General features: G+C 76.0%; 20 protein-coding genes and 2 pseudogenes. 11 read left to right on the top strand and 11 right to left on the bottom strand.

What is annotated here, in order from left to right:
* Nucleotides 1–19: 19 nt before the first annotated feature.
* On the bottom strand, nucleotides 20–1,174 hold the full coding sequence (locus AC07D6_RS23020; protein WP_479047083.1) for a protein phosphatase 2C domain-containing protein: 1,155 nt from the start codon (nucleotides 1,172–1,174) through the stop codon (nucleotides 20–22).
* Nucleotides 1,175–1,481: 307 nt separating this feature from the next.
* Between AC07D6_RS23020 and AC07D6_RS23015 the strand changes: the two genes are divergently transcribed.
* Nucleotides 1,482–2,468: a helix-turn-helix domain-containing protein gene (locus AC07D6_RS23015; protein ID WP_315880443.1), complete on the top strand. Its 987-nt coding sequence runs from the start codon at nucleotides 1,482–1,484 to the stop codon at nucleotides 2,466–2,468.
* 131 nt (nucleotides 2,469–2,599) lie between these two features.
* Nucleotides 2,600–2,915: pseudogene (locus AC07D6_RS23010) on the top strand (ABC transporter ATP-binding protein); the annotation flags it as partial.
* Between the two features lie 149 nt (nucleotides 2,916–3,064).
* On the opposite strand, the gene rsgA reads toward AC07D6_RS23010, so the two are convergent.
* Nucleotides 3,065–4,171, bottom strand: coding sequence for a ribosome small subunit-dependent GTPase A (gene rsgA, locus AC07D6_RS23005; RefSeq protein ID WP_315877261.1), 1,107 nt, complete (start codon nucleotides 4,169–4,171; stop codon nucleotides 3,065–3,067).
* Nucleotides 4,172–4,814: 643 nt separating this feature from the next.
* Here rsgA and AC07D6_RS23000 point away from each other — a divergent pair.
* Genes AC07D6_RS23000 through AC07D6_RS22985 form a run of 4 tightly spaced genes read left to right on the top strand, consistent with a single transcriptional unit; the run spans nucleotide 4,815 to nucleotide 9,695 of the window.
* Entirely contained in the window at nucleotides 4,815–6,296 is a 1,482-nt protein-coding gene (locus AC07D6_RS23000; protein ID WP_479047080.1) for an alanine racemase, read from the top strand.
* Nucleotides 6,293–7,627: a pyridoxal-phosphate dependent enzyme gene (locus tag AC07D6_RS22995; RefSeq protein WP_315877263.1), complete on the top strand. Its 1,335-nt coding sequence runs from the start codon at nucleotides 6,293–6,295 to the stop codon at nucleotides 7,625–7,627. Before AC07D6_RS23000 ends, AC07D6_RS22995 begins: the two co-directional genes overlap by 4 nt.
* 11 nt (nucleotides 7,628–7,638) lie before the next feature.
* Nucleotides 7,639–8,880: an aminotransferase class V-fold PLP-dependent enzyme gene (locus tag AC07D6_RS22990; RefSeq protein WP_479047078.1), complete on the top strand. Its 1,242-nt coding sequence runs from the start codon at nucleotides 7,639–7,641 to the stop codon at nucleotides 8,878–8,880.
* A 32-nt stretch (nucleotides 8,881–8,912) separates the two neighbouring features.
* Nucleotides 8,913–9,695 (top strand): class I SAM-dependent methyltransferase, encoded by a 783-nt coding sequence (locus tag AC07D6_RS22985; protein ID WP_315877265.1) that lies wholly within the window; start codon nucleotides 8,913–8,915, stop codon nucleotides 9,693–9,695.
* A 63-nt stretch (nucleotides 9,696–9,758) separates the two neighbouring features.
* On the opposite strand, the gene AC07D6_RS22980 is transcribed toward AC07D6_RS22985, so the two are convergent.
* Both AC07D6_RS22980 and AC07D6_RS22975 read right to left on the bottom strand, forming a co-directional pair.
* The gene (locus AC07D6_RS22980; protein WP_479047075.1) at nucleotides 9,759–10,997 is read right to left on the bottom strand and encodes a cation:proton antiporter; all 1,239 of its coding nucleotides are present in this window, start codon (nucleotides 10,995–10,997) and stop codon (nucleotides 9,759–9,761) included.
* A 2-nt stretch (nucleotides 10,998–10,999) separates the two neighbouring features.
* Nucleotides 11,000–11,470 (bottom strand): cation:proton antiporter regulatory subunit, encoded by a 471-nt coding sequence (locus AC07D6_RS22975; protein WP_479047072.1) that lies wholly within the window; start codon nucleotides 11,468–11,470, stop codon nucleotides 11,000–11,002.
* Between the two features lie 177 nt (nucleotides 11,471–11,647).
* Here AC07D6_RS22975 and AC07D6_RS22970 point away from each other — a divergent pair, with 177 nt between their 5' ends.
* Nucleotides 11,648–12,046, top strand: a complete 399-nt coding sequence (locus tag AC07D6_RS22970) for a VOC family protein (RefSeq protein ID WP_479047069.1) — start codon at nucleotides 11,648–11,650, stop codon at nucleotides 12,044–12,046.
* On the opposite strand, the gene AC07D6_RS22965 is transcribed toward AC07D6_RS22970, so the two are convergent.
* Nucleotides 11,986–12,750, bottom strand: coding sequence for a helix-turn-helix domain-containing protein (locus AC07D6_RS22965; protein ID WP_479047312.1), 765 nt, complete (start codon nucleotides 12,748–12,750; stop codon nucleotides 11,986–11,988). The genes AC07D6_RS22970 and AC07D6_RS22965 overlap by 61 nt on opposite strands.
* Nucleotides 12,747–13,958 (bottom strand): YihY/virulence factor BrkB family protein, encoded by a 1,212-nt coding sequence (locus tag AC07D6_RS22960; protein WP_391653117.1) that lies wholly within the window; start codon nucleotides 13,956–13,958, stop codon nucleotides 12,747–12,749. The genes AC07D6_RS22965 and AC07D6_RS22960 overlap by 4 nt, the downstream gene beginning before the upstream one ends.
* Before the next feature lie 17 nt (nucleotides 13,959–13,975).
* Here AC07D6_RS22960 and AC07D6_RS22955 point away from each other — a divergent pair, with 17 nt between their 5' ends.
* Nucleotides 13,976–15,640 carry an acyl-CoA dehydrogenase family protein gene (locus AC07D6_RS22955; RefSeq protein WP_479047066.1) on the top strand — a complete coding sequence of 555 codons (1,665 nt, stop codon included), beginning with the start codon at nucleotides 13,976–13,978 and terminating at the stop codon, nucleotides 15,638–15,640.
* 309 nt (nucleotides 15,641–15,949) lie between these two features.
* The gene (locus tag AC07D6_RS22950) at nucleotides 15,950–16,309 is read left to right on the top strand and encodes a hypothetical protein (RefSeq protein ID WP_479047065.1); all 360 of its coding nucleotides are present in this window, start codon (nucleotides 15,950–15,952) and stop codon (nucleotides 16,307–16,309) included.
* Here the strand turns inward: AC07D6_RS22950 and AC07D6_RS22945 are convergent.
* The 4 genes from AC07D6_RS22945 to AC07D6_RS22930 all read right to left on the bottom strand — a co-directional run bounded on the left by AC07D6_RS22945 (nucleotide 16,303) and on the right by AC07D6_RS22930 (nucleotide 19,708).
* On the bottom strand, nucleotides 16,303–16,995 hold the full coding sequence (locus AC07D6_RS22945) for a helix-turn-helix domain-containing protein (RefSeq protein ID WP_315877272.1): 693 nt from the start codon (nucleotides 16,993–16,995) through the stop codon (nucleotides 16,303–16,305). The two genes, AC07D6_RS22950 and AC07D6_RS22945, sit on opposite strands and share 7 nt — an antisense overlap.
* A 215-nt stretch (nucleotides 16,996–17,210) precedes the next feature.
* Complete coding sequence (cuyB, locus tag AC07D6_RS22940) at nucleotides 17,211–17,915, bottom strand: cysteate racemase (protein ID WP_315877273.1); 705 nt, start codon at nucleotides 17,913–17,915, stop codon at nucleotides 17,211–17,213.
* Nucleotide 17,916: 1 nt separating this feature from the next.
* The gene (locus AC07D6_RS22935; protein ID WP_315877274.1) at nucleotides 17,917–18,693 is read right to left on the bottom strand and encodes a sulfite exporter TauE/SafE family protein; all 777 of its coding nucleotides are present in this window, start codon (nucleotides 18,691–18,693) and stop codon (nucleotides 17,917–17,919) included.
* Nucleotides 18,686–19,708, bottom strand: coding sequence for a TauD/TfdA family dioxygenase (locus AC07D6_RS22930; protein ID WP_479047061.1), 1,023 nt, complete (start codon nucleotides 19,706–19,708; stop codon nucleotides 18,686–18,688). Before AC07D6_RS22930 ends, AC07D6_RS22935 begins: the two co-directional genes overlap by 8 nt.
* A gap of 268 nt (nucleotides 19,709–19,976) precedes the next feature.
* On the opposite strand from AC07D6_RS22930, the gene AC07D6_RS22925 reads away from it, so the two are divergent.
* Entirely contained in the window at nucleotides 19,977–21,275 is a 1,299-nt protein-coding gene (locus AC07D6_RS22925; protein ID WP_479047058.1) for a benzoate/H(+) symporter BenE family transporter, read from the top strand.
* Here the strand turns inward: AC07D6_RS22925 and AC07D6_RS22920 are convergent.
* Nucleotides 21,201–21,566, bottom strand: a pseudogene (locus AC07D6_RS22920) (helix-turn-helix domain-containing protein); the annotation flags it as partial. The gene AC07D6_RS22925 and the pseudogene AC07D6_RS22920 overlap by 75 nt on opposite strands.
* Nucleotides 21,567–22,763: 1,197 nt before the next feature.
* Here AC07D6_RS22920 and AC07D6_RS22915 point away from each other — a divergent pair.
* On the top strand, nucleotides 22,764–24,083 hold the full coding sequence (locus tag AC07D6_RS22915) for a helix-turn-helix domain-containing protein (protein WP_315877277.1): 1,320 nt from the start codon (nucleotides 22,764–22,766) through the stop codon (nucleotides 24,081–24,083).
* Nucleotides 24,084–24,127 lie beyond the last annotated feature (44 nt).

Genomic DNA, 24,127 nt, shown 5'->3' with positions numbered 1-24,127 from the left:
CCACGCACGGCCCGCGCGGTTACGCCTCCCAGAGGGCCACCGCCGTACGGTCATCGGCGTACCCCTCCGCCCCCAGTCGGGTGTCGGTGAGGAACGCGGCGAGCCCGGGCGGCGCGTCCGCGGACGCCCAGCGCGCGGCCAGTTCCCGCGCGAGGGCGGGCTCGTGGCGCAGGGGCTCGGCGAGGCCGCCGCCGGCGAGCAACAGGGTGTCACCCGGGCGGGCGACGGAGGCCCGGAAGCGGAACGGCACGGCGGGCGGCGGCGCCAGGTCCTGCCAGACGCCGCCGCGCAACCGGAACAGGCCGCCCGCGCCGGTGCCGAAGAAGACCCGCGTACGGTGGCCGGGGGTGCCGCCCAGCAGCAGGCAGTGCAGGCCGGCGGGGTGCGTGCCGGGGCCGGCGCCCCGTCCGGCGGCGCGGGCGCGGAGCCCGCCGTACGCGTGGTCGGTGAGCCGGCGCAGCCCCGGTCCGAGGTCCTCGCGGCGGCCGGCGGCGATGTCCCGGGCGAGCCGCTCGTGGTGGCGGCCCACGGCCTCCCCGAGCCGGCGGCAGGCGTCCCCTGCGGCGCGGTGCGCGTCCTCGGCGCCGGCCCGGGCGCCGGTGGCGACGGCCACCATCACCAGCAGGTCCTCCCCCGCGCCGAACCGGGCGGTGAGCAGGGCGTCCCGGCGCGGCTCGCCGCGGGACCGGGCCGCGTCGCCGCGCGTGGAGGCGGCGCGCAGCGTGAACGTGCCGTAGCGGGCGCCGTCCAGCACCGTGTCGGGGACCGGGTCGGCGGGCCCTCCGGGGCGGACCGGGGGCAGGGCGGTCGGCTCGGGGTCGTACGCGGGCGCCCCGCCGCGGGCGTGCGGCGGACGGGGCCCGGCGGGGCGGCCGTCGGGGGCCGGCCCGCCCGGCGCGGGGCGGGCCGAGCGGGGACCGCCGGGGGCGGTGCGGGGGCCCGGGGCGGGGCGGGCCTCCCGGGGAGCGGGGGCGCACGGGGGCGCATCGGACGGGGCGCGCCGGGGCGGCGGGGGCGCGGGGAGCGCGGGGGGTGGGGTGAGGGTGCTGGAGGCGGAGGCGTAGCGGTCGTCGAGGGTGTCGCCCGTCGCGGCCGGGGCCGCCTCCGCGGCCGGATCGCCGTACAGCCGCTCCCACCAGTCGTCGTCGGAGGGCTCGTCCCCCTGTGGGTTCATGGCCTTCATTGTCCTCGGCGGAGGCGTCCCGGGCACGGAACTCCGGCGGGGACACCCCGGAGGGCCCGCCGGGCGCGCCCTCCTTCCCCAATAAAGGAGGGAGCCCGGCGGGCCGCGTGGCCGCGCGCGCCGCGCGCAGAGTCGTGCGGCACGACGCCACGGCGCGGACCACGGTCGAGTGGCCGAGAGGCCGCTGGTGCGGCGGTGGCGTCACCTTGGCAGAGTGGCGGGTGGTGTGGGGATGATGGGCGCGGCGGGTTTGCGCCGTGGCCGTTTCCCGCCACGGCCGAGGGGAGGATGGGTCCGGGTGCTGAGCGCGATTGGGCTCGACGAGCGTCAGGAAGCCGCGTACCGGGCGCTGGTGGCGCTGGGCGCGGCGGAGGTCGCGGACCTGGCGCACCGGTTGGCGCTGCCGGAGCGGGAGACGGAGCGGACGCTGCGGCGACTGGAGGCGCAGGGCCTGGCCGCGCAGTCCTCGTACCGCACGGACCGGTGGGTGGCGGCGCCTCCGGCGGTGGCGCTGGGCGCGCTGCTGACGCAGCAGCGGCACGAACTGGAGCAGGCCGAGCTGGCGGCGGTGGTGCTCGCGGAGGAGTACCGGGCGGAGGCGGCGGCCCAGCCGGCGGTGCACGACCTGGTGGAGGTGGTGACCGGGGCGAGCGCGGTGGCGCACCGGTTCCGGCAGCTCCAGCTCGGCGCGGCGGAGGAGGTGTGCGCCCTGGTGACGGGCCGGCCGGTGGTGGTGACGGGCCCGGAGAACGACGCGGAGGAGCGCGCCGCGGAGCGGGGCGTGGCGTACCGGGTCGTGGTGGAGCGGGAGGTGCTGGAACAGCCGGAGGGGGTGGCGGAGCTGACGTCGGCGCTGCGCCGGGGCGAGCGGGTGCGGGTGGTGGACCGGGTGCCGACGAAGCTGGTCGTCGCGGACCGGTCGCTGGCGATGGTGCCGCTGACGGGCCGGGGCGCGGAGCCGGCGGCGCTGGTGGTGCACGCGAGCGGGCTGCTGGAGTCGCTGGCGGGGCTCTTCGAGGCGGTGTGGCGGGACGCGGTGCCGCTGCGGCTCGGCGCGGTGGACGGCGTTCCGGCGGAGGAGCGGGCGCCGGGGCCGGACGCGACGGACCTGGAGGTCCTGTCGCTGTTGCTGGCGGGCATGACGGACGCGAGCGTGGCGAAGCAGCTCGACCTGGGTCTGCGGACCGTGCAGCGGCGGGTGAGGGGGCTGATGGAGCTGGCGGGCGTGACGACCCGGCTCCAACTGGGCTGGCACGCCTACGAGCGGGGCTGGGTCACCCGCTGACCCGCCCGGACGGTGCCCGCGGCGCACGCTGGGCGGACGGGCGCGCGCCGGCGGCCGTCGGCCGCTTCGGTGGTGCTGTTCGGCCTCCTCGGGCACCGGCGCCGGGCGTTCCCGGGCCGTGGGCCCGCCCACGCGTGTTCGCGGCGTTCCGGCGGGCCGACGGCGAGCTGGGCACGACCGTCGTGATCGTCGCCCACGGCCGGGCGGTCGCCCGCGAGGTCCGCCGCACGGCCGCCCTCCGCGACGGCCGCACGTCCACGGAAGATCCCGCGCCGCACGGGGGTCGACGCGGCCACGGGCGAGGAGGAGGCGGTGGCCCGCGCGTACGCGATGCCCGACCGGGCCGGGCGGCTCCAGTTGCCCGCCGACCGCACGGAGGGCCTCGGGATGCGGGACCGCGCGATGCTCCGCCGGGAGCAGGGCCACGTCGGCGTACGGCCGGACGACGCCGACCCTGACGGGCGCCACACCCCCGACGACGCCCACCCCGGCGCACACCACGCCCCGGACGACGCGTCCCGGCGCACGCCGGCCCCGGCGGGCGGGTGCCGGGGAACCGCCCGCGGGGGGCGGGCGGCTCCCGTGCGGGCCGGGCGTCAGCGGGCCGGGCCGCCGCGCTTGGCCCGCAGGGCGGCACGGCCCTCCGCGCCCTTGCGCTTCCAGTCGCGCCGCAGCTCCGCCCGGACCCGGGCGTCGGTCTTGGCGACGATGTACTGGTTCTCCCGCAGCAGCTTGCGGTAGCTGTCCAGGCGCCGTTCCGGCAGGGTGCCGGCCTCGACGGCGGCGAGGACCGCGCAGCCGGGCTCGGCGCCGTGGGCGCAGTCGTGGAAGCGGCACGAGGAGGCCAGCTCCTCGATCTCGGAGAAGACCTGCCCGACGCCCGCCCCGGCGTCCCACAGGCCCACCCCGCGCAGCCCCGGCGTGTCGATGAGGACGCCGCCGCCCGGCAGGGCGAAGAGGTTGCGGGTGGTGGTCGTGTGGCGGCCCTTGCCGTCGACGTCCCTGATCTCCTGGACGGCCATGGCGTCCGTGCCGAGCAGGGTGTTGGCGAGGGTGGACTTGCCGGTGCCGGAGACGCCGAGCAGGACGCTCGTACCGCCGGCGACGGCCTCGCGGAGCGCGTCGACCCCCTCACCGGTGGCGGCGCTGAGGGCCAGCACCGGCACGCCGGGGGCGGCGGTCTCCACGTCGTGGACGAGGTGGGAGACCCCGGCCGCGTCCGGTACGAGGTCGGCCTTGGTGAGGACGACGAGCGGCTGCGCGCCCGACTCCCAGGCCAGCGCCAGGAACCGCTCGATCCGGCCGAGGTCGAGCTCGGCGGCGAGGGAGACCGCGACGATCGCGTGGTCGACGTTGGCGGCGAGGATCTGCCCCTCGGACCGCTTCGACGACGTGGAGCGCACGAAGGCGGTGCGGCGCGGCAGGTACGCCCGTACGTAGCGGGGCGTGCCGCCGGCCGGGTCGACGGCGGCCCAGTCGCCGGTGCAGACGACCCGCAGGGGGTCGTGGGGCGTCACGAACGCGGTGTCCGCCCGGATGACGCCCTCGGGGGTGATGACGTCGCACTGCCCGCGGTCGACGCGGACGACCCGCCCGGGCAGCAGGCCGCGCTCGGCGTACGGGGTGAACTCCGCCTCCCAGTGGGTGTCCCAGCCGTAGGAGGAGAGCGGGGAGGAGGAGGTGGTGGTGAACGAGGAAGACAAGGGGTGCCCTTCGCAAGGGTGGCCCCGGCGGCGCGCGCCTCGACGGGCGCGGCGGGAAAGGACTCGGGTCAGCCGGAGACCACGGGAGCGGGAATGCTGATCTCCTGAGGCCGGGTCAGCGCCCGGGCGGCGGCAGTCGTCAACGTCCTCACCTCCCTGGTTCGTCGCGTCGGGTCGTCGTCGGCGTTCACGCTAGCCGGGGCGCGTCCGGACGCGCCACCGGTTTTTCCACCGCAGCGCCCGTACGGCAGACGACGTATGACAAGGCCCCCCATTTCGCCGTATCCGGGAGCGGCGCCCGATGGCGATCCGTCGAGGTGTGCGTACGCCGGTCGCAGGATGTGGTCGCCCGCGACGGGCCCGCGCGCCTGGTCCTCGCGCCGGGGCGCGCCCAACGGCGCACCCCAGCCAGCCCACGGAACAACACCTTCCGTTTGCGCGGGATCGGTGCTGGACGCGGAGAACGCTTATGACAACCATTGTCGTTTGATGGCATGCTCGTCCTCCGTCCGTCCCGCCGCCACACTCGGGCCCAGCACGCAGTCCTGCCCAGTTCCACGCCCCGTCCCTTCGAACAGTCCGCTCGAGCAGTCCCTTCGAGACGACCTCACAGAACCTTCGAGAGGACCAGGACCAGACCCGCATGAGTGAACCGCTGTATCTCGCGCCACGCCTGGAGCCGCGGCTCGCGGCGCTGCTGGACTCCCCCGCCTTCCTCCACCCCCTGGTGACCGCCCTGGGCTCGCCCCTCAACATCGTCCTGCCGGACCAGATCGCCGACAACGTCCGCGGCTTCCGCGACGTGTACGCCCGGCACCGGCTCACCGGGCGGATCTTCTTCGCCCACAAGGCGAACCGTTCGAGCGCCCTGGTGCGCCGCCTGGCCGCCACCGGCCCCGAGGCCGCCGTCGGGATCGACGTGGCCTCGCTCGGCGAGCTCCAGCACGCGCTGGGCGGCGGCCTCACCCCGAACCGGATCGTCGCGACCGGCCCCAAGGACCCCGACTACCTGTGGCTCGCAGCCCGTACGCGCACCACCGTCGCCGTCGACTCCCCCGCCGAACTGACCGCCCTCGCCGCGCTGGTGGAGCGGTTCCGGCTGCCGCGCGTGCCCGTCCTGCCGCGGCTCTCGGAGTTCACCGCGCCGGGCACCCGCGTCCTCACCCGGCGCAGCCGCTTCGGCACCCCGGCCGACGACGCCGGCGCGCTGCTCGACCTGGCCGAGAAGCACCAGGGCAGCGTGGAGTTCACCGGGGTCTCGTACCACCTCGACACGATGGGCCTCGCCGAGAAGGCCGTCGCCCTCGAAGGCTGCCTGCGGGTCCTCGACGAGGCCCGCCGGCGCGGGCTGCGGCCCCGGGGCCTCGACATCGGCGGCGGATTCGGCGTCGACTACCTCGCGGACGGCGCCCAGTGGGAGCGGTACACCACCGAGCTGACCCGGGCCCTGCTCGGCCGGCGCGCCCCGCTCACCTGGGAGGGCCACGGCTACGGGCTGCGCGGCGAGAACGGCACCCTGCGCGGCGCCCTCGGCGTCTACCCGGGCCACCGCCCCGTCGCCGGCGCCCGCTACCTCGACGAACTGCTCGCGCAGACCGCCCCGTCGCTGGGCCGCCCGCTGGCCACCCTGCTCCTGGAGAACCTGTACGACCTGCACACCGAACCCGGCCGCGCCCTCACCGACCAGTGCGGACTCACCCTCGCCCGGGTGCTGGAGGTGCGCGTCACGGCGGCCGGCGAGCGGCTGGTGCGGCTCGCGGCGAACGCCCGCGACATCGGCCTGGAGGACCACGGGCTGCTCCTCGACCCCGTCCTCGTACCGGGCGCGCCGGAGGAACCGGGGCGGGGCGGCCCGCCCGTCGGGGTGTACCTCCTGGGCAACCTCTGCCTGGAGTCGGACCTGATCAGCCGCCGCCTGGTGTTCCTGGAGCGCGAGCCGCGCCCCGGCGACCTGCTGGCCTTCGCCAACACCGCCGGGTACTTCATGGACTTCACCGCCGACCACGCCCTGCACCAGCCGATCGCCCGGAAGGTCGCCGTGTACCGGAGCGGCGAGGACGGCCCCTGGAGCTGGTGCCTCGACGAACAGTACTGGCCACACCTCACCGCGGGGGACGACGAATGAGGTACGAGCACATCACCGACGCCATCGGCGACACCCCCCTCGTCCGCATCGACCCCGAGGTCCACGGACTGCGCCACATCGACCTGTACGCGAAGCTGGAGATGCTCAACCCGTTCGGCTCGGTGAAGGACCGGGCCGCCTGGCACATGGCGCGGCCCCACCTGGAGGAGGCCCGGCGGCAGGGCCGTACCGTCGTCGAGCTGTCCAGCGGCAACACCGCCAAGGCCCTCGCCGTCATCGCCGGCATGCACGGGCTGCCGTTCCGCAGCGTCACCAACCGGATGAAGGTCCCCGAGATCAAGGACCTGCTGCTGCTCCTCGGCGCCGAGATCGAGGAGCTGCCCGGCCAGGCCGAGTGCCTCGACCCGACCGCGACCGAGGACCCGCTCACCCGCATCCACCGGATGCTCACCGAGGACGACGGCCGCTACCTCCACACCGACCAGTACTACAACCCGGCCAACGCGGAGGCCCACGCCTCCGGCACCGGCCCGGAGATCGTCAAGGACCTGGGCGGGACGGCCCCCGACTGGTTCGTCGCCTGCGTCGGCACCGCCGGGTCGTCCACCGGCGCCGCCCGCGCCCTGCGCGCCCACGACCCGGCGACGCGCGTGGTCGGGCTCGTCGCGCAGAAGGGCGACTTCGTGCCGGGCATCCGCAACATCGACGAGGTCCACGAGGTCGGCCTGTTCGACCCGGAGACGTACGACGCGCTGGAGGCCGTCTCCGCCGACGAGGCCATCGACGGCATGCTGACGCTGGTCCGCCGCTGCGGCATCCTCGGCGGGCCGACCGGCGGGGCCGCGTACTTCGGCGCCGTACGCCACCTGCGCGAGCGGGACGCCGAACTCGCCGAGGCCGGCGGCGGGCGGCGCGCGACGGCCGTCTTCATCGTCTGCGACCGCGTCGAGAGCTACATGAGCTACGTGCGGCAGCGCCGCCCCGAGCTGCTGCGCCGCCCGCCGCGCCCCAACTCCCCCGCCACGCTCACCCCCCAGGAGCTGGCGGCCGTGCACGTCATCGGGGTCGAGGAGGCCCGGGCGTGGATCGCGACCGAGCGGCCCGTCGTCGTCGACCTGCGCGGCTCGTTCGCGTTCGCGGCGCTGCACATCGAGGGCTCCGTCAACATCGTCGACGAGCTGTTCGAGGAGCTGCTGCACGGCGGGCTGCCGTTCGGCCGGTCGCAACCGGTGCTGCTGGTCTGCCCGGTCGGCGAGCAGTCGGTGACGTACGCGGCGCTGCTCACCCGCATGGGGCACCGCAACGTGCGCAGCCTGGCCGGCGGGGTGATCGCCTGGCGGGACGCGGGCGCGCCGATGGTGCGGGACTGAGGGGGCCGCCGATGCGTACTTCTCCGACCGGCACCGCCCCGGCCGCCGGGCTGCGCGAGTGGCAGCGGCCGCTGCGGGAGCAGTTCCCGATCGTCACCGGGCACCCCGGCCTCGCCTACCTGGACAGCGCGGCCACGGCGCAGAAGCCGAAGGCCGTCCTCGACGCCGCGCAGGCGTACCTGACCGGTTGCAACGCCAACGCCGGGCGCGGCACGTACACGTGGGCCAACCGGACGACGGCGCTGATCGAAGAGGCCCGGGAGCGCGTCAAGGCGTTCCTGGGCGACCCGGACCCGGACCGGTCGACGGTGTGGTTCACCAGCGGGACCACGGAGGGGCTGCGGACCGTCGCCCGCGACTGGCTGGTGCGGGAGCTGGCGGACGGCGACGAGATCGCGGTGCCGTTCGCCGACCACGAGGCCAACCACCTGCCGTGGCTGGAGGCCCGGGACCTGCTCGCCGAGCGGGGCGTGCGGATCACCGTGCACCCCGTGCCGTACCAGCAGGACTCGGGCGACTACGACCTGGAGGCGCTGGCCGCGCTGGCCGCGGCGGCCGGGGAGCGCCTGCGGTTCGTGGCGGTGACGCACGTCCACCACGTGTACGGCGCCGACATGAACGTCCACCGGGTGCGCGAGGTGGTCGGGCCGGACGTGTCGCTCTGCCTGGACGCGGCGCAGAGCGTGGGCCACCTGCCGGTGGACCTGGGGGCCCTGGACGTCGACTTCGTGGTGTTCTCCGGGCACAAGGCGATGGCCCTGCCGGGCACGGGCGTCGTGTGGGCGCGCGGGCGGCGGGGCGGCCCGTTCCGGCCGGGCGGCTGGCAGGGCACGCCCAACACGGCCGGGATAGTCAGCCTGCGGGCCGCGCTGGACTGGCTGGACGCGGCGGGCCTGGCCCGGATCGAGGAGTGGACGGTCGGGCTCGGCGCGCGCCTCACGGACGGGCTGAGCCGCCTGGAGGCGTACGAGGTGCTGGGCTGCGGGCTCAGCCTGGCGGCCGACTCGACGGTGCAGCGCCGCCAGGGCCTGGTGACGTTCCGGCACCGCGCGATAGGCGCCAACGACCTGGGGTTCATCCTCGCCGCGCACGGGCTGCTGGTGCGGGCCGACGGGCTGTGCCAGGCCCGGGCGGGCGAGAGCGAGTCCTCGGTGCGGGTGAGCCTGCACGTCTACAACACGCCCGAGGAGGTCGACCGACTCCTCGGGGTGCTGTCCGACCTGGCCGACGACCGGCCCGGCGGGCGGCGGTAGCAAGGAAAAGAGCAAGGGAGCACAAGGGGACGATGTCTCGAGGATTGATGTCGCGCCGGCTGACGGCCGAGCGGGCGGGCGAGTGGATCCGCCGGTGGGACCTCCAGCAGCAGCGGTACGCCTGCGACCGGGAGGCCCGCTTCACGGTGATCGCCGATGTCGTGGAGACGGCGGTGGCGGGGGTGTCCCGCCCGCTCGTCGCCGACCTCGGGTGCGGCCCCGGCTCGCTGGCGGCCCGGCTGGCCGGGCGGCTGCCGCACGCCGAACTGGTCGGCGTGGACACCGATCCGCTGCTCCTGGCGCTGGGCCGGGCGCACCACGGCACGCACGTGCGGTTCGCGGACGTGACGATCGGCGCGCCCGGCTGGCTGGCCCGGCTGGACCTGGGCCGGCCGATGGACGCGGTGGTGTCGGCGACGGCGTTGCACTACCTGCCGGAGCCGGCGCTGCTGTCGGTGTACGAGCAGGTGCGGGAGTCGCTGCGGCCGGGCGGGGTGCTCGTCAACGGCGACCACCTGTTCCAGGAGCACCCGGCGGTGGCGGCGCTGGCCGAGGTGGTGGGCCGCCGCCACGCCGAGCGGCACGGGGCGGACGCCCACGAGGACTGGCGGGGCTGGTGGGAGGCGGCGGAGTCGGCGCCCGAGCTGGCCGGGCCGCTGGCCGAGCGGGCCCGGCGCGGGCCGGGAGCGGGCGGCGACAACGGGCTGACGCTCCAGCGCCACGTGGAACTGCTCCGCAAGGCGGGCTTCGACGCGGCCGGCCCGGTGTGGCAGTACGGGCCGAGCTGCGTGCTGGTGGCGGTGCGGGGCGGGTGAGGGCGTACCGCCGCGCACCGACACGGCCCCGGAGGCGGCGCCGTCTCCGGGGCCGCGCCGCGGTCAGCCGGCCGCCGGGACCTCGGTGCTCTCGGTGAGTTCCCCGTGCCCGGGCGGCGTGCCCCCGCGGCGGCGCCGTCCGGCGTGGACGACCAGGTCGCGCACCCCGTCGACGGCGGGCTGCGTCCAGCGGGCGGCGAACGGGCCGAGCATGACGAGGATCAGCACGTACGCGGTGGTGAGCGGGCCGATCCCCGGCTCCGCGCCGGCCGCCAGCCCGGCGATGACGACGGAGAACTCGCCGCGGGCGATCAGCGCCCCGCCCGCCCGGAGCCGGCCGCGCCGGCCGACGCGGGCGCGGCCGGCCGCGTACCAACCGGTGGCGATCTTGGTGAGGGCGGTGACGGCGGCGAGGAGCAACGCGGGCAGCAGGACGGGCGGGATGGACGCGGGGACGGTGGACAGGCCGAAGAAGAGGAAGAACACCGCGGCGAACAGGTCGCGCAACGGGGCGAGGATCCTGCGGGCGCCCTCCGCGACCTCCCCGGACAGGGCGATGCCGACGAGGAACGCGCCGACGGCGGCGGAGACCTGGAGCCGCTGGGCGACCCCGGCGACGAGGACCGTCATGCCGAGGACGACGAGGAGCAGCATCTCGGGGTTGTCGGAGGAGACGGCACGGCTGATGTGGCGGCCGTGGCGCAGCGCCAGGTAGAGGACGACGGAGACGGTGCCGAGGGAGATCAGCAGGGTGACGCTGCCGCCGGCGAGACCGACGCCCGCGATCAGGACGGTGAGGACGGGCAGATAGACGGCCATCGACAGGTCCTCCATGACGAGGACACCCAGGATGACGGGGGTCTCGCGGTTGCCCAGCCGTCCGAGGTCGGTGAGGACCTTGGCGATGACGCCGGACGACGAGACCCAGGTGACCCCGGCGAGGGCGACGGCGGCCAGGGGCCCCCAGCCGAGGAGGAGGGCGGCGGCGGCGCCGGGCAGGGCGTTGAGGACGAAGTCGACGGCCCCGGCGGGGTACTGGGTGCGCAGGCTGCTGACGAGTTCGCCGGCGCTGTACTCCAGGCCGAGGAGGAGCAGCAGCAGGATCACACCGATCTCGGCGCCGACCGCGACGAAGTCCCCGCTGGCGTCGAGCGGGACGACGCCGCCCTCGCCGAGGGCGAGTCCGGCGAGGAGGTAGAGCGGGATCGGGGAGAGCCCGACGCGTTCCGCGAACCGGCCGACGAGCCCGAGGGCGAGGATGACCGCCCCCAGTTCGATGAGGAGCGCGGTGGTGTCGTGCACGGTCACTCCCCGCCGATGATCGCGGTGAGCGCGTCGACGCCCTCGCGGGTGCCGACCACGACGAGGGTGTCGCCGATGGCGAGGCGGAAGTCGGGGCCGGGAGCGGGGTGGGCGCTGGTGCGCCGCAGGACGGCGACGACGGACGCGCCGGTGCGGGAGCGAGCCCCGGTGTCGCCGAGCAGCCGCCCCCCGTACGGGGAGCGGCGGGTGACGGGGATGTGCCCGGTGACGAGGTCCAAGCCGTCGGTGCGGATGCCGTCGGCCGGGGCGGGGTCGATGAGCCGGGCGAGAGCGGTGGCGTCCTGGGGGGTGAGGGCGACCGTCGCCTCGCAGGTGTCGGGGTCGTCGGGGCGGTAGAAGCCGAGGAAGCGGCGGCCGTCGTGGTGGACGACGACGGAGAGGTGCCGCCCGTCCTCGGTGGTGAAGTCGTACTGCGTGCCGACACCGGGCAGGGGGGTGCGCCGCGTACCCATGACCGCACCTCCGGGACGGCGGATGACGGGTGGAGCGAGGAGCCTCACCCTATCAACCCACGCCCTTTATGACCCCGTATGTCAGGATCAGTCCCCTCCGGGGCGGTGGGCGGGCGGCGAACCTCCGTGTCCGATCCGTACAAGACCGGGGCGGGCGGCGGCCCGTACGGTGCGGGCATGACCGTGACACCCCGTTTCGACGCGATCGGCCTCGTCGTCTCCGACATGGCCGCCTCCCTCGCCTTCTACCGCCGCCTCGGCCTGGACGTCCCGCCGGAGGCCGACTCCGCGCCGCACGCGGAGGCGACGCTGCCCGGCGGGCTGCGGATCATGTGGGACACCGAGGAGGCGGTCCGCGCCTTCGACCCCGGCCTGGCCGCCGGCGGCGGCGGCGACCGGACGGCGCTCGCCTTCCGCTGCGACGGCCCGGCCGGGGTCGACGCGCTGTACGGGGAGCTGGTGGCGGCCGGGTACCGGGGGCACCTGGCCCCGTGGGACGCCCCGTGGGGACAGCGCTACGCGGTGGTCCTCGACCCGGACGGGCGGGGCGTGGACCTGTTCGCCGACGTCGCGTAGGCCGCCGGGGTCCGGCCCGTCAGGGCGCGCACGTCGCGGGTCAGGTGCGCCTGGTCGGTGTAGCCCGCGGCGGCCGCGACCGCCGCGCACGGGGTTCCGGCACGGATCAGGGCGAGGGCCCGCTGGAGGCGGAGGACGCGGGCGAGGGTCTTCGGCCCGTACCCGAAGGCGTCCAGGGAGCGCCGGTGCAACTGCCGCGCGCCGATCCCCACCGCGTCGGCCGTGGCGGCGACGCTCCAGCCCGCGTCCAGCCGGGCGGCGACGGCGCGGAGCAGCGGATCGGGGCGGGGAGCGGCGGCGGCCACGCTCAGGGCCGCCTCCTCCAGGGCGGTGGCCGGGTCCCCGGGGGCGGCGGCCACGCGGGCGGCGAGCCGGCGGGCGCGGGCGGCGGGCCACAGGTCGGCCAGGTCGACGCGCCGGTCGCGCAGTGCGTGCGCCGGTACGCCGAGCAGGGCGGGCGCGTCGCCGGGCGCGAAGCGGACACCGGCCCAGGCGGCGCCCGCGCCGTCGGGGGCGTACGCGCGGGTGTCGGGGCCCGCGACGAGGAGCCGTCCCTCGGTCCACAGCAGGTCCATGCAGCCGTCCGGCAGGACCGGGTGGACCTCCCCGCCGGAGCGGGCCGCCCCGCCCGGGCGGGCTCCGGTCAGGGTCCACACGACCGCGCCGTCCAGCCGGGAGGGCCGCTCCCGGTAGCGGGGGGTCAGTCCGGCTCCCCGTCGCGGCCCCGCGGGACCGGTCCGCCCTGGGCGGGCCCCTCCTTCGACTGCCGGTCCTTCTCGGCCCTCTCCCGCTGGAGGCGGGCCCTCACGTCGTCCGGAGGGAGGAAGCGGGACCAGCGCTCCGGGAACTCCGACGGCATGTCCGGGTCGCCGTCGCCGGACTGGGCGCGGGCCAGCAGGGCGGCGACCTCCGCGGCGCGGGCCCGTTCGGTCTCGGCGCGGGCGGCGGCCGTGGCGACGGACGGCCAGACCCGGTCGACGGCCGCGTTGACGGCGGCGCCGACGAGGACCGCGAAGGCGGAGATGCCGATCCACAGCAGCACGGCGATGGGCGCCGCGAGGGAGCCGTAGATGGTGGGGCCCTCGACCGTGCTCGTCAGGTAGATGCGCAGCAGGAAGCTGCCCAGCACCCACATGGCGAGCGCCACCAGCGCGCCCGGCACGTCCTCGATCCACGGCGACCTGACCGGTACGGACACGTGGTACAGGGTCGTGAGGAACACGATGGACAGCAGGATCACGACCGGCCAGTACAGGACGGACACCACCTCCGTGCCGAACGGCACCACCGCCACGACCCGGTCCGGGCCGACGACGGCCAGCGGCAGGACGACCGCGCCGATCACCAGGGCGATCAGGTAGAGGAGGAAGGCGAGCAGCCGGGTCGCGACGATGCCGCGGTGCCCGTCGAGGCCGTACATGACGGTGATCGTGTCGATGAAGACGTTCACCGCGCGCGAGCCCGACCAGAGCGCTATGGCGAAGCCGATCGAGATGACGTCGGGCCTGCCGCCCCGGGTGACGTCCTCCAGCAGGGGCCTGGCGATCTCGTTGACGCCCCGGTCGGACAGGACCGTGCCGACCGCGGCGAGGCTGTTCTTCTCGATGGACGCGACGGTGGTGGTGTTCGTCCAGTCGTCGATGTAGCCGAGCAGGCCGAGCAGGCCGAGCATCAGCGGCGGCAGGGACAGGAGCGTGAAGAACGCGGCCTCGGCAGCGAGGCCGAGGATCCGGTACTCGATGCACGAGTTGACGGTGTCCTTCAGGAGGAGCCAGGCCATCTTCCGCTTCGACACGTTGCGGTAGAGGGCGCGGGCCCGGTGGAGCCGGCCCGGGGACGCGTCGGGGGCCGCGCCCTGTCCTGCGGGGCCCGGGGACCCGGCCGGCTCGGGTGTTTCCTTTGCTGCCTGCACCTCCTTACCGTATCCGCATGGCAGCCACCACCCACACCGTGACCAACCAACCCCCGCCCCTGGTCGGGTACGACGTCTTCACCGCGGACCGGGCCCTGGTCGAGGCGGTGGAGCGACACCTTCCGACCGGACTGCGCGAGGAGGCCCGCGAGGAGCTGTCGTCGCTGGGCACCACCGCCGGATCGGCGCAGGCGCAGTCCTGGGGCGCCCTCGCCAACGAGTTCCCGCCCCGGCTCCGCACCCACGACCGGTACGGCAACCGCGTCGACGAGGTCGAGTTCCACCCGGCGTGGCACCGCCTCCTCGGCCACGCCGTCACGTCCGGGCTGACCTCCGCCTGGGGCCGGCCCGGCGGGCACGTGCGGCGCGCGGCCGGGTTCCTGGTGTGGTCGCAGACCGAGGCGGGGCACGGCTGCCCGCTGTCGATGACGCACGCGGCGGTGCCCGCGTTGCGCACGGACCCCGAGCTCGCGGCCGTGTGGGAGCCGAAGCTGACCTCGAAGGTGTACGAGGGCGAGGAGTTGCTGCCGCCGGCCGCGAAGGCGGGCGTGCTGTTCGGGATGGGCATGACGGAGAAGCAGGGCGGCAGCGACGTCCGCGCCAACACGACGGCGGCGAAGCCGCTGGACGCGGCGGGCGAATACGTCCTGACGGGCCACAAGTGGTTCTGCTCGGCGCCCATGTCGGACGGCTTCCTGGTGCTGGCGCAGGCCCCCGGTGGGCTCACCTGCTTCCTGGTGCCGCGGGTCCTGGAGGACGGCACGCGCAACGTGTTCCGGATCCAGCGGCTGAAGGACAAGCTCGGCAACCGGTCGAACGCGTCCGCCGAGGTCGAGTTCGACGGGACGTGGGCGCGCCGGGTCGGCGAGGAGGGGCGGGGGGTGCGGACCATCATCGAGATGGTCGCCGCGACCCGTCTCGACTGCGTGCTCGGCTCGGCCGCGCTGATGCGCCAGGCGGTCGCGCAGGCGGTGCACCACACGGCGTACCGCAGCGCGTTCGGCGGGCCGCTGATCGACAAGCCGCTGATGCGCAACGTCCTGGCCGACCTGGCGCTGGAGTCGGAGGCGGCGACGGTCCTCGGGATGCGGCTGGCGGCGGCGTACGACGCGGTGGAGTCGGGCGCCCCCGCGGCCGGCGGCGGGTCCGCGGAGTCGGAGCGGGCGCTGCTGCGGCTGGCGGTGCCGACCGCGAAGTACTGGGTGACCAAGCGCTGCACGCCGACGGTGGCGGAGGCCCTGGAGTGCCTGGGCGGCAACGGGTACGTGGAGGAGTCGGGCATGCCGCGGCTGCTGCGCGAGTCGCCGCTCAACTCCATCTGGGAGGGCTCCGGGAACGTCCAGGCGCTGGACGTGCTGCGGGCGCTCCAGCGGGAACCGGGCGCGCTCGACGCGTTCCTGCGGGAGGTCGGGCAGGCGCGCGGCGCGGACCACCGGCTGGACGCGGCGGTCAAGGGCCTGCTGACGGAGCTGGCGGACCTGGACGGGATCGAGGCGCGGGCGCGGCGGTTGGTGGAGCGGATGGCGCTGGTGCTGCAGGGCTCGCTGCTGGTGCGGTGGGCGCCGCCGGAGGTCGCGGACGCGTTCTGCGCGTCCCGGCTGGGCGGCGACCGGGGGGCGGCGTTCGGGACGCTGCCGCACACCCTGGACCTCCGCGCCGTCGTGGAGCGGGCCCGGCCCTAGGCGGTGCCGCCGCGCGGTGCCGCCGCGCGGTGCCGGGCGCCGCGGGTGGGGTCCGCCGCCCCGGACCGGCCGGCGCCGGGGACGCGTCCACCAGTCGCCTCGGCCGGGGCGGGGCGGGGCGGCTGGGGCCCGAACGGGATCGTGCGGAGGCCCGGGGCCGGGCCGGGCTGCGGGGCGGGGCGGGGCGGGGCGGGGCGAACGGTTCAACCGTTGACCTGGTCGGCGCCTTTCGTTGTCCCGCCCTTCGGCATGGGATGGGATCGCCTCACGGGCGGAGGCGGAGGAGCCTCCGGCGACGAAGGGGGATCCATGAATACTCAGCGACTTCGCGTGAAGCGGGCTCTGGCCGGCGTGGTGGCGGCCGCCGCCCTGAGCGGCCTGCCGGTGATGACTTCGACCGCCCACGCCGACCCCAGCTGCTCCGTCAGCGCGTCGGGCTCCGTCGCGAACAACAACGCGCTGACGGTGACCGTCAAGAGCAACCCGTGCGGCCGCCAGGTGCGCGCATGGGTCGAGTGCGTCACGGCCACGGGGTACACCAGCCAGAAGACCAGCGGCTCCACGACGGGCACCGGGACGCTGAGGGTGGACTGCGGGACGGCGTACGTGAACCGCTCGGGCCACGAGGTCTACGTCTCCGGTCAGGGGTGGACCCGGTACGTCTACTGACGGCCGGCCGCCAGCGCCGCCGCGGCACGCCGGAGGTGGTCGACGCAGACCGGGAGACCGGCGTCGAGGACCGCCGGGTCCGCGGTGACGCCCAGCGCTCCGACGGCGATCCCGAACCGGAGGACGGGCGCGGCGATCATCCGCGTCCCCCGCACCGGCCCCGGGGAAGCGGCCCATCCCCGCGTGCGGACGCGGTGGCGCTCCTCGGGGCACGGGTGGGGAAGCGCCAGGTGCGCGAGGACGGCCCGGCCCGCGGCATCGGCGTGGAGCGGCCTGGGCCGGCCGACCGCGGACCGCAGGGACACGCCGCGGGGGGCCTCCGCGTAGCCCGTGCACATCTGCATCGGCACGTCGGCCAGGACGGCCGTGTGCAGGCTCACCGTGTGCCCCAGCCGGTCGGCGAGGGCGCGCAGCACGTGGTGGGCGGCGGCGGAGGGCTGCGGCGGGGCGCCGTCCGCGTCGAGCTGTGCGGCGAGCGCGTAGTGGCCGTGCCTGGGCTGCCGGATGACCCCGGCCCGCAGGCCGGAGGTGATGACCCGCTGGACCGTGGAGCGGCTGAGGGCGCTCCGGTGGACGATGCTCCTCAGCGGGTGGGGGCCGCGGCCCATCTCCCGCATGGCTCCCAGGACCCGGAAGGCCCGGTCGGAGACCCGCTCGGGCTCCTTGTCGTGGCGCAGTGCGGTCACCGCCGCCTCCCTCTCGTCACCGCCGCCTCCCCCTCGTCACCGCCGGGCGCCCCGGGGTGTGCCGGGGCTTTTGCGCCCCGAGTGCGCGCCCCCTCCAGGGCGCCCGTGTCCGCGGGCACCGGCCCGCACGGCCGGGCCCGCGCCGCCCGCGCGGCGGGCGAACGCGTCTCCGCCGCCGCGGGGAAGGGCCGCCCTCCCCCGCCGCGCGGGGCCCGTCAGACCGGCGCCGGCCGGCTCAGGGCCTCCCGTACCGCCGCCCGCGCCAGGACGGCCGTGGGGTCGACGACCGGCAGGCCGGCGCTCCGCTCGCCGAGGAGCAGCGGCAGTTCGGTGCAACCCGCCACGAGCAGGTCCGCGCCCCGGACCGCCAGTTCCCCGGTCGCGCGCTCGATCAGGCAGACCCCGGCCGCGCCGAGGTCGCCCGCCTTGACGCGGCGGATGGCGCCCGTCACGGCTTCGCCCTGGGTGAGCTCGCCCGGCACCACGACCCGCAGGCCCGCTGCCTCCAGGGCCCGTTGGTAGAGGCCGGCGCGCACCGTGCCGGTGGTGGCCAGGAGCCCGACCGACACCACCTCCGGGTGGTGGGAGCGGATCTCGGCGACCGTCTCCGCGATCATGTCGAGCATCGGGACGCGCACGCTGGTCCGCACCCCGTCGAGGAAGGCGTGCGCGGTGTTGCACGGGGTCGCGATGAGCCGCGCCCCCATCGCCTCGAGCCGGTGCGCGCCGCGTACCAGCCAGGGCGTCGGGTCGGGCCCGTGCCCGCTCAGCGCCGCCGAGCGGTCCGGGACCGTCGGGTCGGCCCACACGACGACCGGCACGTGCTCCTGGTCGGTACCGGCCGGGGTCGCGTCGATCACCTTCCGGTAGAAGTCGACGGTGGCCAACGGGCCCATTCCGCCCAGAATTCCGATGGACATCTCACGTCCCCCATTGATCGAGTGCGAGCTTGCCGACCAGCACGGTCACGACGACGAGCAACACGGCGCGCACGAAGCCGCTGCCGCGCTTGAGCGCCATGCGCGCGCCCACCGAGGCGCCCGCGAGGTTGAACACCGCCAGGAGCGGCGCGAGGGCCCACAGGACGGTCCCCTGGTACGCGAACATCGCGAGCGCGCCCAGGTTGGTCCCGACGTTGACGACCTTCGCGGTCGCCGACGCCGTGACCATGTCCATGGACAGGACCGCGACCAGGCCGATCACCAGGAAGGTCCCGGTGCCGGGCCCGAGCAGGCCGTCGTAGAAGCCGATGCCCGCGCCGACGACCACGACGGCGGCGAGGACCCGCTGCCGGGTCACGGCGCCCCCGGGCTTCTGCCCGAACTGCGGCCTCAGGACGACGAAGGCGGCGACGGCGAGCAGCAGCACCATGATCACGGGGCGCAGCACCTCGCTCTTCACGCCGGCCGCGAAGAACGCCCCGGCCACCGCCGCCAGGGCCGCGACGGAGCCGAGCCGGACCGCGAGCCGCACGTCGACGGGGGCCCTGCGGGCGTACGTCACCGCCGCCGCCGACGTGCCGACGACACCGACGGCCTTGTTGGTGCCGAGGGCGTACGCGGGGGGCAGGTGCGGGAAGGCGATCAGCAGGGCGGGCACCTGGAGGAGCCCGCCACCGCCGACCACGGCGTCGACCCAGCCCGCCAGCGCGGCGGCGACGCAGAGCAGCACCGCCGTGGTGAGGGTCAGGTCATGCACGGGCGTAGCTGTCCTTGCTGAGCACCCGGCCGCCGGCCCGCACCAGGACGTCGGGGCGCAGCTCGCCGGGGTACGGGTAGAACCGGCGCAGCCAGCGGTCCTCGCCGTCGTAGCGCGGCGTGAAGTCGCTGCGGCCGTGCACCACGATCCGGTTGTCCACCAGGAGCAGGTCGCCCCGGTCGGCCCGCACCGCCCGGTGCACCGTGTGCATGGCCCGGTTGAGGCGCTCCAGGGCCTCCTGTGCCGGGGCGTCCGTGCCGAAGGTGTTGTGCATGTTGAACCGGACCCTCGTACCGGGGGCGTCGGCCGGGCCGTCCGTGAGGACCGGGTGCGGATCGGTCACCGGCCGCTCGTCCTCGGCGAGGCCCCGCGTGAAGGAGAGCGGGAAGCGGCTCCGGTAGCGGTCGGTGCGCAGCAGCTCGCGGTCGGCGGCGGAGAGCAGCGGTTCGGCCTCCCGGACCGAGGCGACCATGGTGGCCGCCCGCCGGTCGTGGTCGGGGCGCAGGCACAGCAGGCCCAAGTGCGAGGGGCGCACCGGGTGGTGGACGTTCTCGGTGTGGAAGTCGAAGAGCGTGGAGCCGGAGTTCAGGGGCTTCGCCGCGTCGGTGGGGACCGGGTACACGTCGTGCACGAGCGCCCCGGACTTCTCGTCCTCGTAGCCGATCAGCCCGCCCAGCGGGTGGGCGAGCAGGGCGACGAGCAGGCTGGAGGAGTGCGTCTCGCCGAGGACGTTGGAGCCGTACACCGCCGGGGTCGCCGGGACGTCCCCGACGGGCAGCCCGCGCACCACGAGCAGGCCGTGGTCCGGCGGGGTGTCGCGGAAGGACTCGACGCCCTCGCGCAGCCGGGTCGGCAGGCGTGCGGCGAGCGCGGCGAAGGCCGCGGTCTGCAGGGTCTGTTCCAGGGGGCCCGGCAGCTTCGCCGCGTCGTGGAGCAGCTCCTCCAGGCGGGCGGTTTCAGCCGGGTCGAGGGTGAGCGCGTCAAGGTCCGCGCGGGGTTCCGCATACGTCGTCATGCCGACGATCCTGTGGCTCCGGCAAGCGCTGCGACCAGGGGTTTCGCCCGTCCGGAAGGGTCCATGACCCACACCGGTCACACCCCGGTCCTGTCCGGTAGGGGACGCGGCCTGAAGCGGACGCCCCCCGGCGCGCCACGGCCCCGTGCGGTACGGCAGCATGTGCGGCGCGGCAACGTCTTCGGGGGAGGTGTCGTGATGTCCGTTGTTCCTCTGTTCTCGTTCATCTGGGGCTGAATCGGTGCGATTGGTGCGGTCGGTACGGTCGGTGTCCTTCTCCGCCGTCAACGCGGGCGTGGTGGCGATGGCGGTCTCCTACGCGGGGCCGCTCGCCCTCGTCCTGGCCGCCGCCGAGGCCGCCGGCCTGAGCGCGGCGCAGACCTCGTCGTGGGTGTGGGCGATCTCCGTCGGCGCGGGCCTGACCTGCGTGGGGCTGAGCTGGTGGAGCCGCACCCCGGTGATCACGGCGTTCTCCACGCCGGGCGCGGCCATCCTGGTCACGGCCCTCGCGCAGCACGACTACGCCGAAGCCGTCGGCGCCTTCCTGTGCGCCGGCGTCGCGGCCACGGTGCTGACCGTCACGGGGGTGTTCACCCGGGTCCTGGCCCGGGTTCCGGAGGGGGTGGTCTCGGCGATGCTCGCCGGGATCCTCTTCTCGTTCGGCACCGCGATCTTCACCTCACTGCGCGCGGCCCCGCTGCTCGCGGGCGCCGTGGTCGTCGGCTACCTGCTCGCCAAGGGCCTGTGGCCGACGTACGCGGTGATGTGCGCGCTCGCCGTCGGGCTCGTCGTCGCCGGGGCGAGCGGCGGCCTCCACCTGGACGTCGCGGGCCCCGGCCTGGCCGTGCCGCACCTCACGGCACCGGACTTCTCGGTGGGCGCGCTCGTCGGCATCGGCGTGCCGCTGCTCGTCGCCACGCTCGCCGGGCAGTACGCGCCGGGGATGGCCGTGCTGCGCGCGGACGGCTACCGGCCGGACGAGCGCGTCGTGTGCGGGACGACCGGGGTCGTGTCGACGCTGCTCGCGCCCTTCGGCTCGCACGCGATCAATCCGGCGGCCATCACCGCCGCGATCTGCACCGGCCCCGAGGCGCACCGCGATCCGGCCAGGCGGTGGGTGGCCGGGGTGAGTTGCGGCGTCGGCTACCTGGTCGTGGGCTGCTTCGGCTCGACGCTCGTGGCCCTGTTCACCGGGTTGCCGGAGGCGCTCGTGGCCACCTTGGCGGGGGTGGCGCTGCTCGGGGCGCTCTCCGGCAGCCTGGCCCGTACGGTCGCCGACGAACGCCACCGCGAGGCGTCCGTCGTCACCTTCCTGGCGACCGCCTCCGGGGTGACGGTCGCCGGCATCGGCTCACCCTTCTGGGGGCTGCTCGCCGGTGTCCTCGCGCACCTCCTGCTCAAGGTCCGCAGGGTCGAGCCAGCCGGCGCGTTCGGCGAGGACCGCGACCTGGAACCGGCTGGTGGCTCCGAGCGCCGACGTCAGGTCGCCGACGATCCGGCGGACCGTGCGGTCCGAGATGCCCAGGCGCCGTCCGACCCCCTCGTCGGTCAGGCCCTCCGCGAGTAGCCGGAGGACCGCCCGCTGCCGCCGGTCGGGCTCGCCCCGCGAGCCGCCCTCCGCCGCGGTGCGCGTCCCCGTGCCGAAGGCGGTGGCCTGTGCCCACGCGTACTCGAACTGGCTGCGGAACACCTCGACCAGGGACGGGTCGTACACGACGACGGCCGCCTGCTGCCCGTCCGTTCCGGTCGCGGGCACGATCGCCAGGTGCTGGTCGACGATGATGAGCCGGTGCGGCAGCGTCACGGCGGTGCGCACCTGACCGCCCGCCTTGCGCAACTCCCGGAGGTAGGCGGCCATGTGGGGCAGCGCGGCGGACGAGGCGAGGTGGACGGTGCGCATCGCGACGCCGCGCCGCAGCGCCCGCCGGTCGCGCGCCAGGCCCTCCTCCACCATGTGCTCGGGTGCTCCGCGGCCCGGGTGCAGCGAGACGACCTCCTCGCGCGCCTGCTGGGCGGCGTCCTCCAGGGCGGTCGCGATGTTGGCCGTGCCCTCCACGAGTTGGGCCTGGGTGCCGGAGATGCGCACGGCGTGGATGGGGTGGAAGTCGGTGAGCATCCGCACCATCGCCTCGCGGGTGCGGGTGGTCTGCTCGATGAGTTCGTCGACGCGGCGGGCGTCGGCGGCGAGGAGGTGGTCGAGCGCGGACTCGGACGACACGCAGGCCCAGCCGCTGGGCGTGGCGGTGGTCCGCACCAACAGGCCGAGTTCGGACAGGACCTGGATGGCAGCGGTGTACTCCTCGCTGCTCCAGCCGAGCCGCCGGCAGACGGCCGCGGGCGTCCAGGCGGCGTCCTGGATGGCGATCGCGTAGAGGCTCTGCGCGAGCTTGTGCTCCAGCGCGGTGGTTCTGGTCAATGGGTCCCCCTTGTCGACGCTGCCCCGGGCGTGACGAAGGGCCGTCCCTCCCACCCGGGGAGTGACGGCCCTCGTCACACAGTACGACTCACCCTACGCCGAACGGCACCGGCCGACCCGCCGCGGCCGAGGCGTCCGCGCGTCCGCGGCATGTGGGGCGGCCCGTACGCGTGCGGTTCCGGCCCGGACCCCGCGCCGGTGCTCGACCGGCCGCCGGCACCGCGTCCTTCGGAGGGCGGAGCGGCGCTCCGACCGGCTCGGGCCGTGGCGCGGCACCGCCGGCGCGGGCGTGGCGTCCGGCGGCGGCTCCCGGGGCGCGGCGCTCGGGGGGCGGACGCTCAGGGGGGCGCGGGAGGCGGGACGTGGAAGGCGCGGGACGCGGGCGCGCGGGGGGACGTGCCGCGGGCGCGGGACGTCGCACGGCGTCCCGCGCCCGGAGCGCGGCCGGGATGGTGCTGCGCCGACACGGCACCATCCCGTCCCGTACCGGCGAACCGGTACCCGGCCACTCTCGTACGGGACGGGGTCCGGGCGCGAGGGTTGCAGGGGGTTGCGGCGGTGGCGCGTTCTGAGCGGCCCCGGGCCGGACGGCCGCCCGGGCGGGGGATGATGGGGGCTGTACGGGAACGGGAGGGCCCGGTGCGGAACGCCACAGTCGACATCACCCGGCTCGCCGCGATGAACGCGCGTGAGGCGACGCTGCTGCTGAAGAACATCAGGGACGCCGCCCTGCGCGGCGGCCGGGCGCCGCTGGCGCCGCGCGCCGAGATAGGGGCGTCGTGGCAGCGGATGCTCCGCGAGGGCGTCGACCCGGACCGCGACCGCCGCTCGGGGCTGCTGTCGCCGGCGGAGTTGGAGGCGCGGCGCGCCGGTTCGCCGCTCGCGGACCTGCTGCCGCTGCTCCGCGAGGGCCTCATGTCGGTGCCGGGCGCGAGCACCGGCGCGGTGCGGCACATCATGGTCGTCGCGGACGCGGACGGGCGGGTGCTGTGGCGGGAGGGCCACCCGTCGGTGCTGCGGATGGCGGACGGGCACGGCTTTGAACCGGGCGCGGACTGGCGGGAGTCGACGGTCGGGACGAACGGCGTGGGGACGGCGCTGGTGGTGCGGCGCCCCGTGCAGGTCCACTCGGCGGAGCACTTCGTCGCCACGCACCACGCGTGGACGTGCGCGGGCGCCCCGATCACGGATCCGCGCGACGGGCGGCTGATGGGCGTCGTCGACGTGAGCGGCCCGGTGACGACGGTGCACCCGGCGACGCTGCTGCTGGTCGGTTCGGTGGCGCGGCTCGCCGAGGCGGAGCTGCGCAACCGGCACCTGGCGGGTCTCGCCCGGCTGCGGGCGGTGGCGGCGCCGATGCTGTGCCGGGTGGGCGGCCGGGCGCTGGCGGTGGACCGGCACGGCTGGACGGCGGCGGTGACGGGGGTCGCCCCCGTGGACCGGGTGCCGGTGCCCCCGTCGCTGGAGGCGGGGCGGGGGTGGCTGCCGACGCTGGGCGAGTGCGACGTGGAGCCGCTGCCGGGCGGCTGGCTGGTGCGGCCGCTGGACGCCGCGGACGCGCGGGCCGGGGGCGTGGCGACCCGGCTGGTGCTCGACGTGAGCCGCCCCCGCGACTGGACGGTGCGGGTGTCGGGCGCGGTCGGCTGCTGGACGCGGGAGTTGAGCCCGCGCCACGCGGAGCTGCTGTACGTGCTGGCCGCGCGCCGGGACGGCCGTACGGCGGCGCAGTTGGCCGAGGACGTGTTCGGCGACCGCACGCGGACGGTGACCGTGCGGGCGGAGATGTCCCGGATGCGGCGCACCCTGGGGGGCGTGCTGGCGCACCGCCCGTACCGGTTCCGCGACGAGGTGGAGGTCGAGGTGGTCGCCCCGGCCGACGCGGGCGACCTGCTGCCGTACTCGACGGCGCCCGCCGTGGTGGCGGCGCGGCACGCGGACGGCGGCGACCGCGCCGAATGAGACGGCCGCCTCCGGCGCCGGTTCCGAGCGGTACGTCCCCCTGA

This window comes from Streptomyces sp. NPDC045287 (assembly GCF_056432325.1).
Note: the sequence above shows the minus strand (reverse complement) of the source record. Positions and strands in the feature narration are given on the sequence as shown.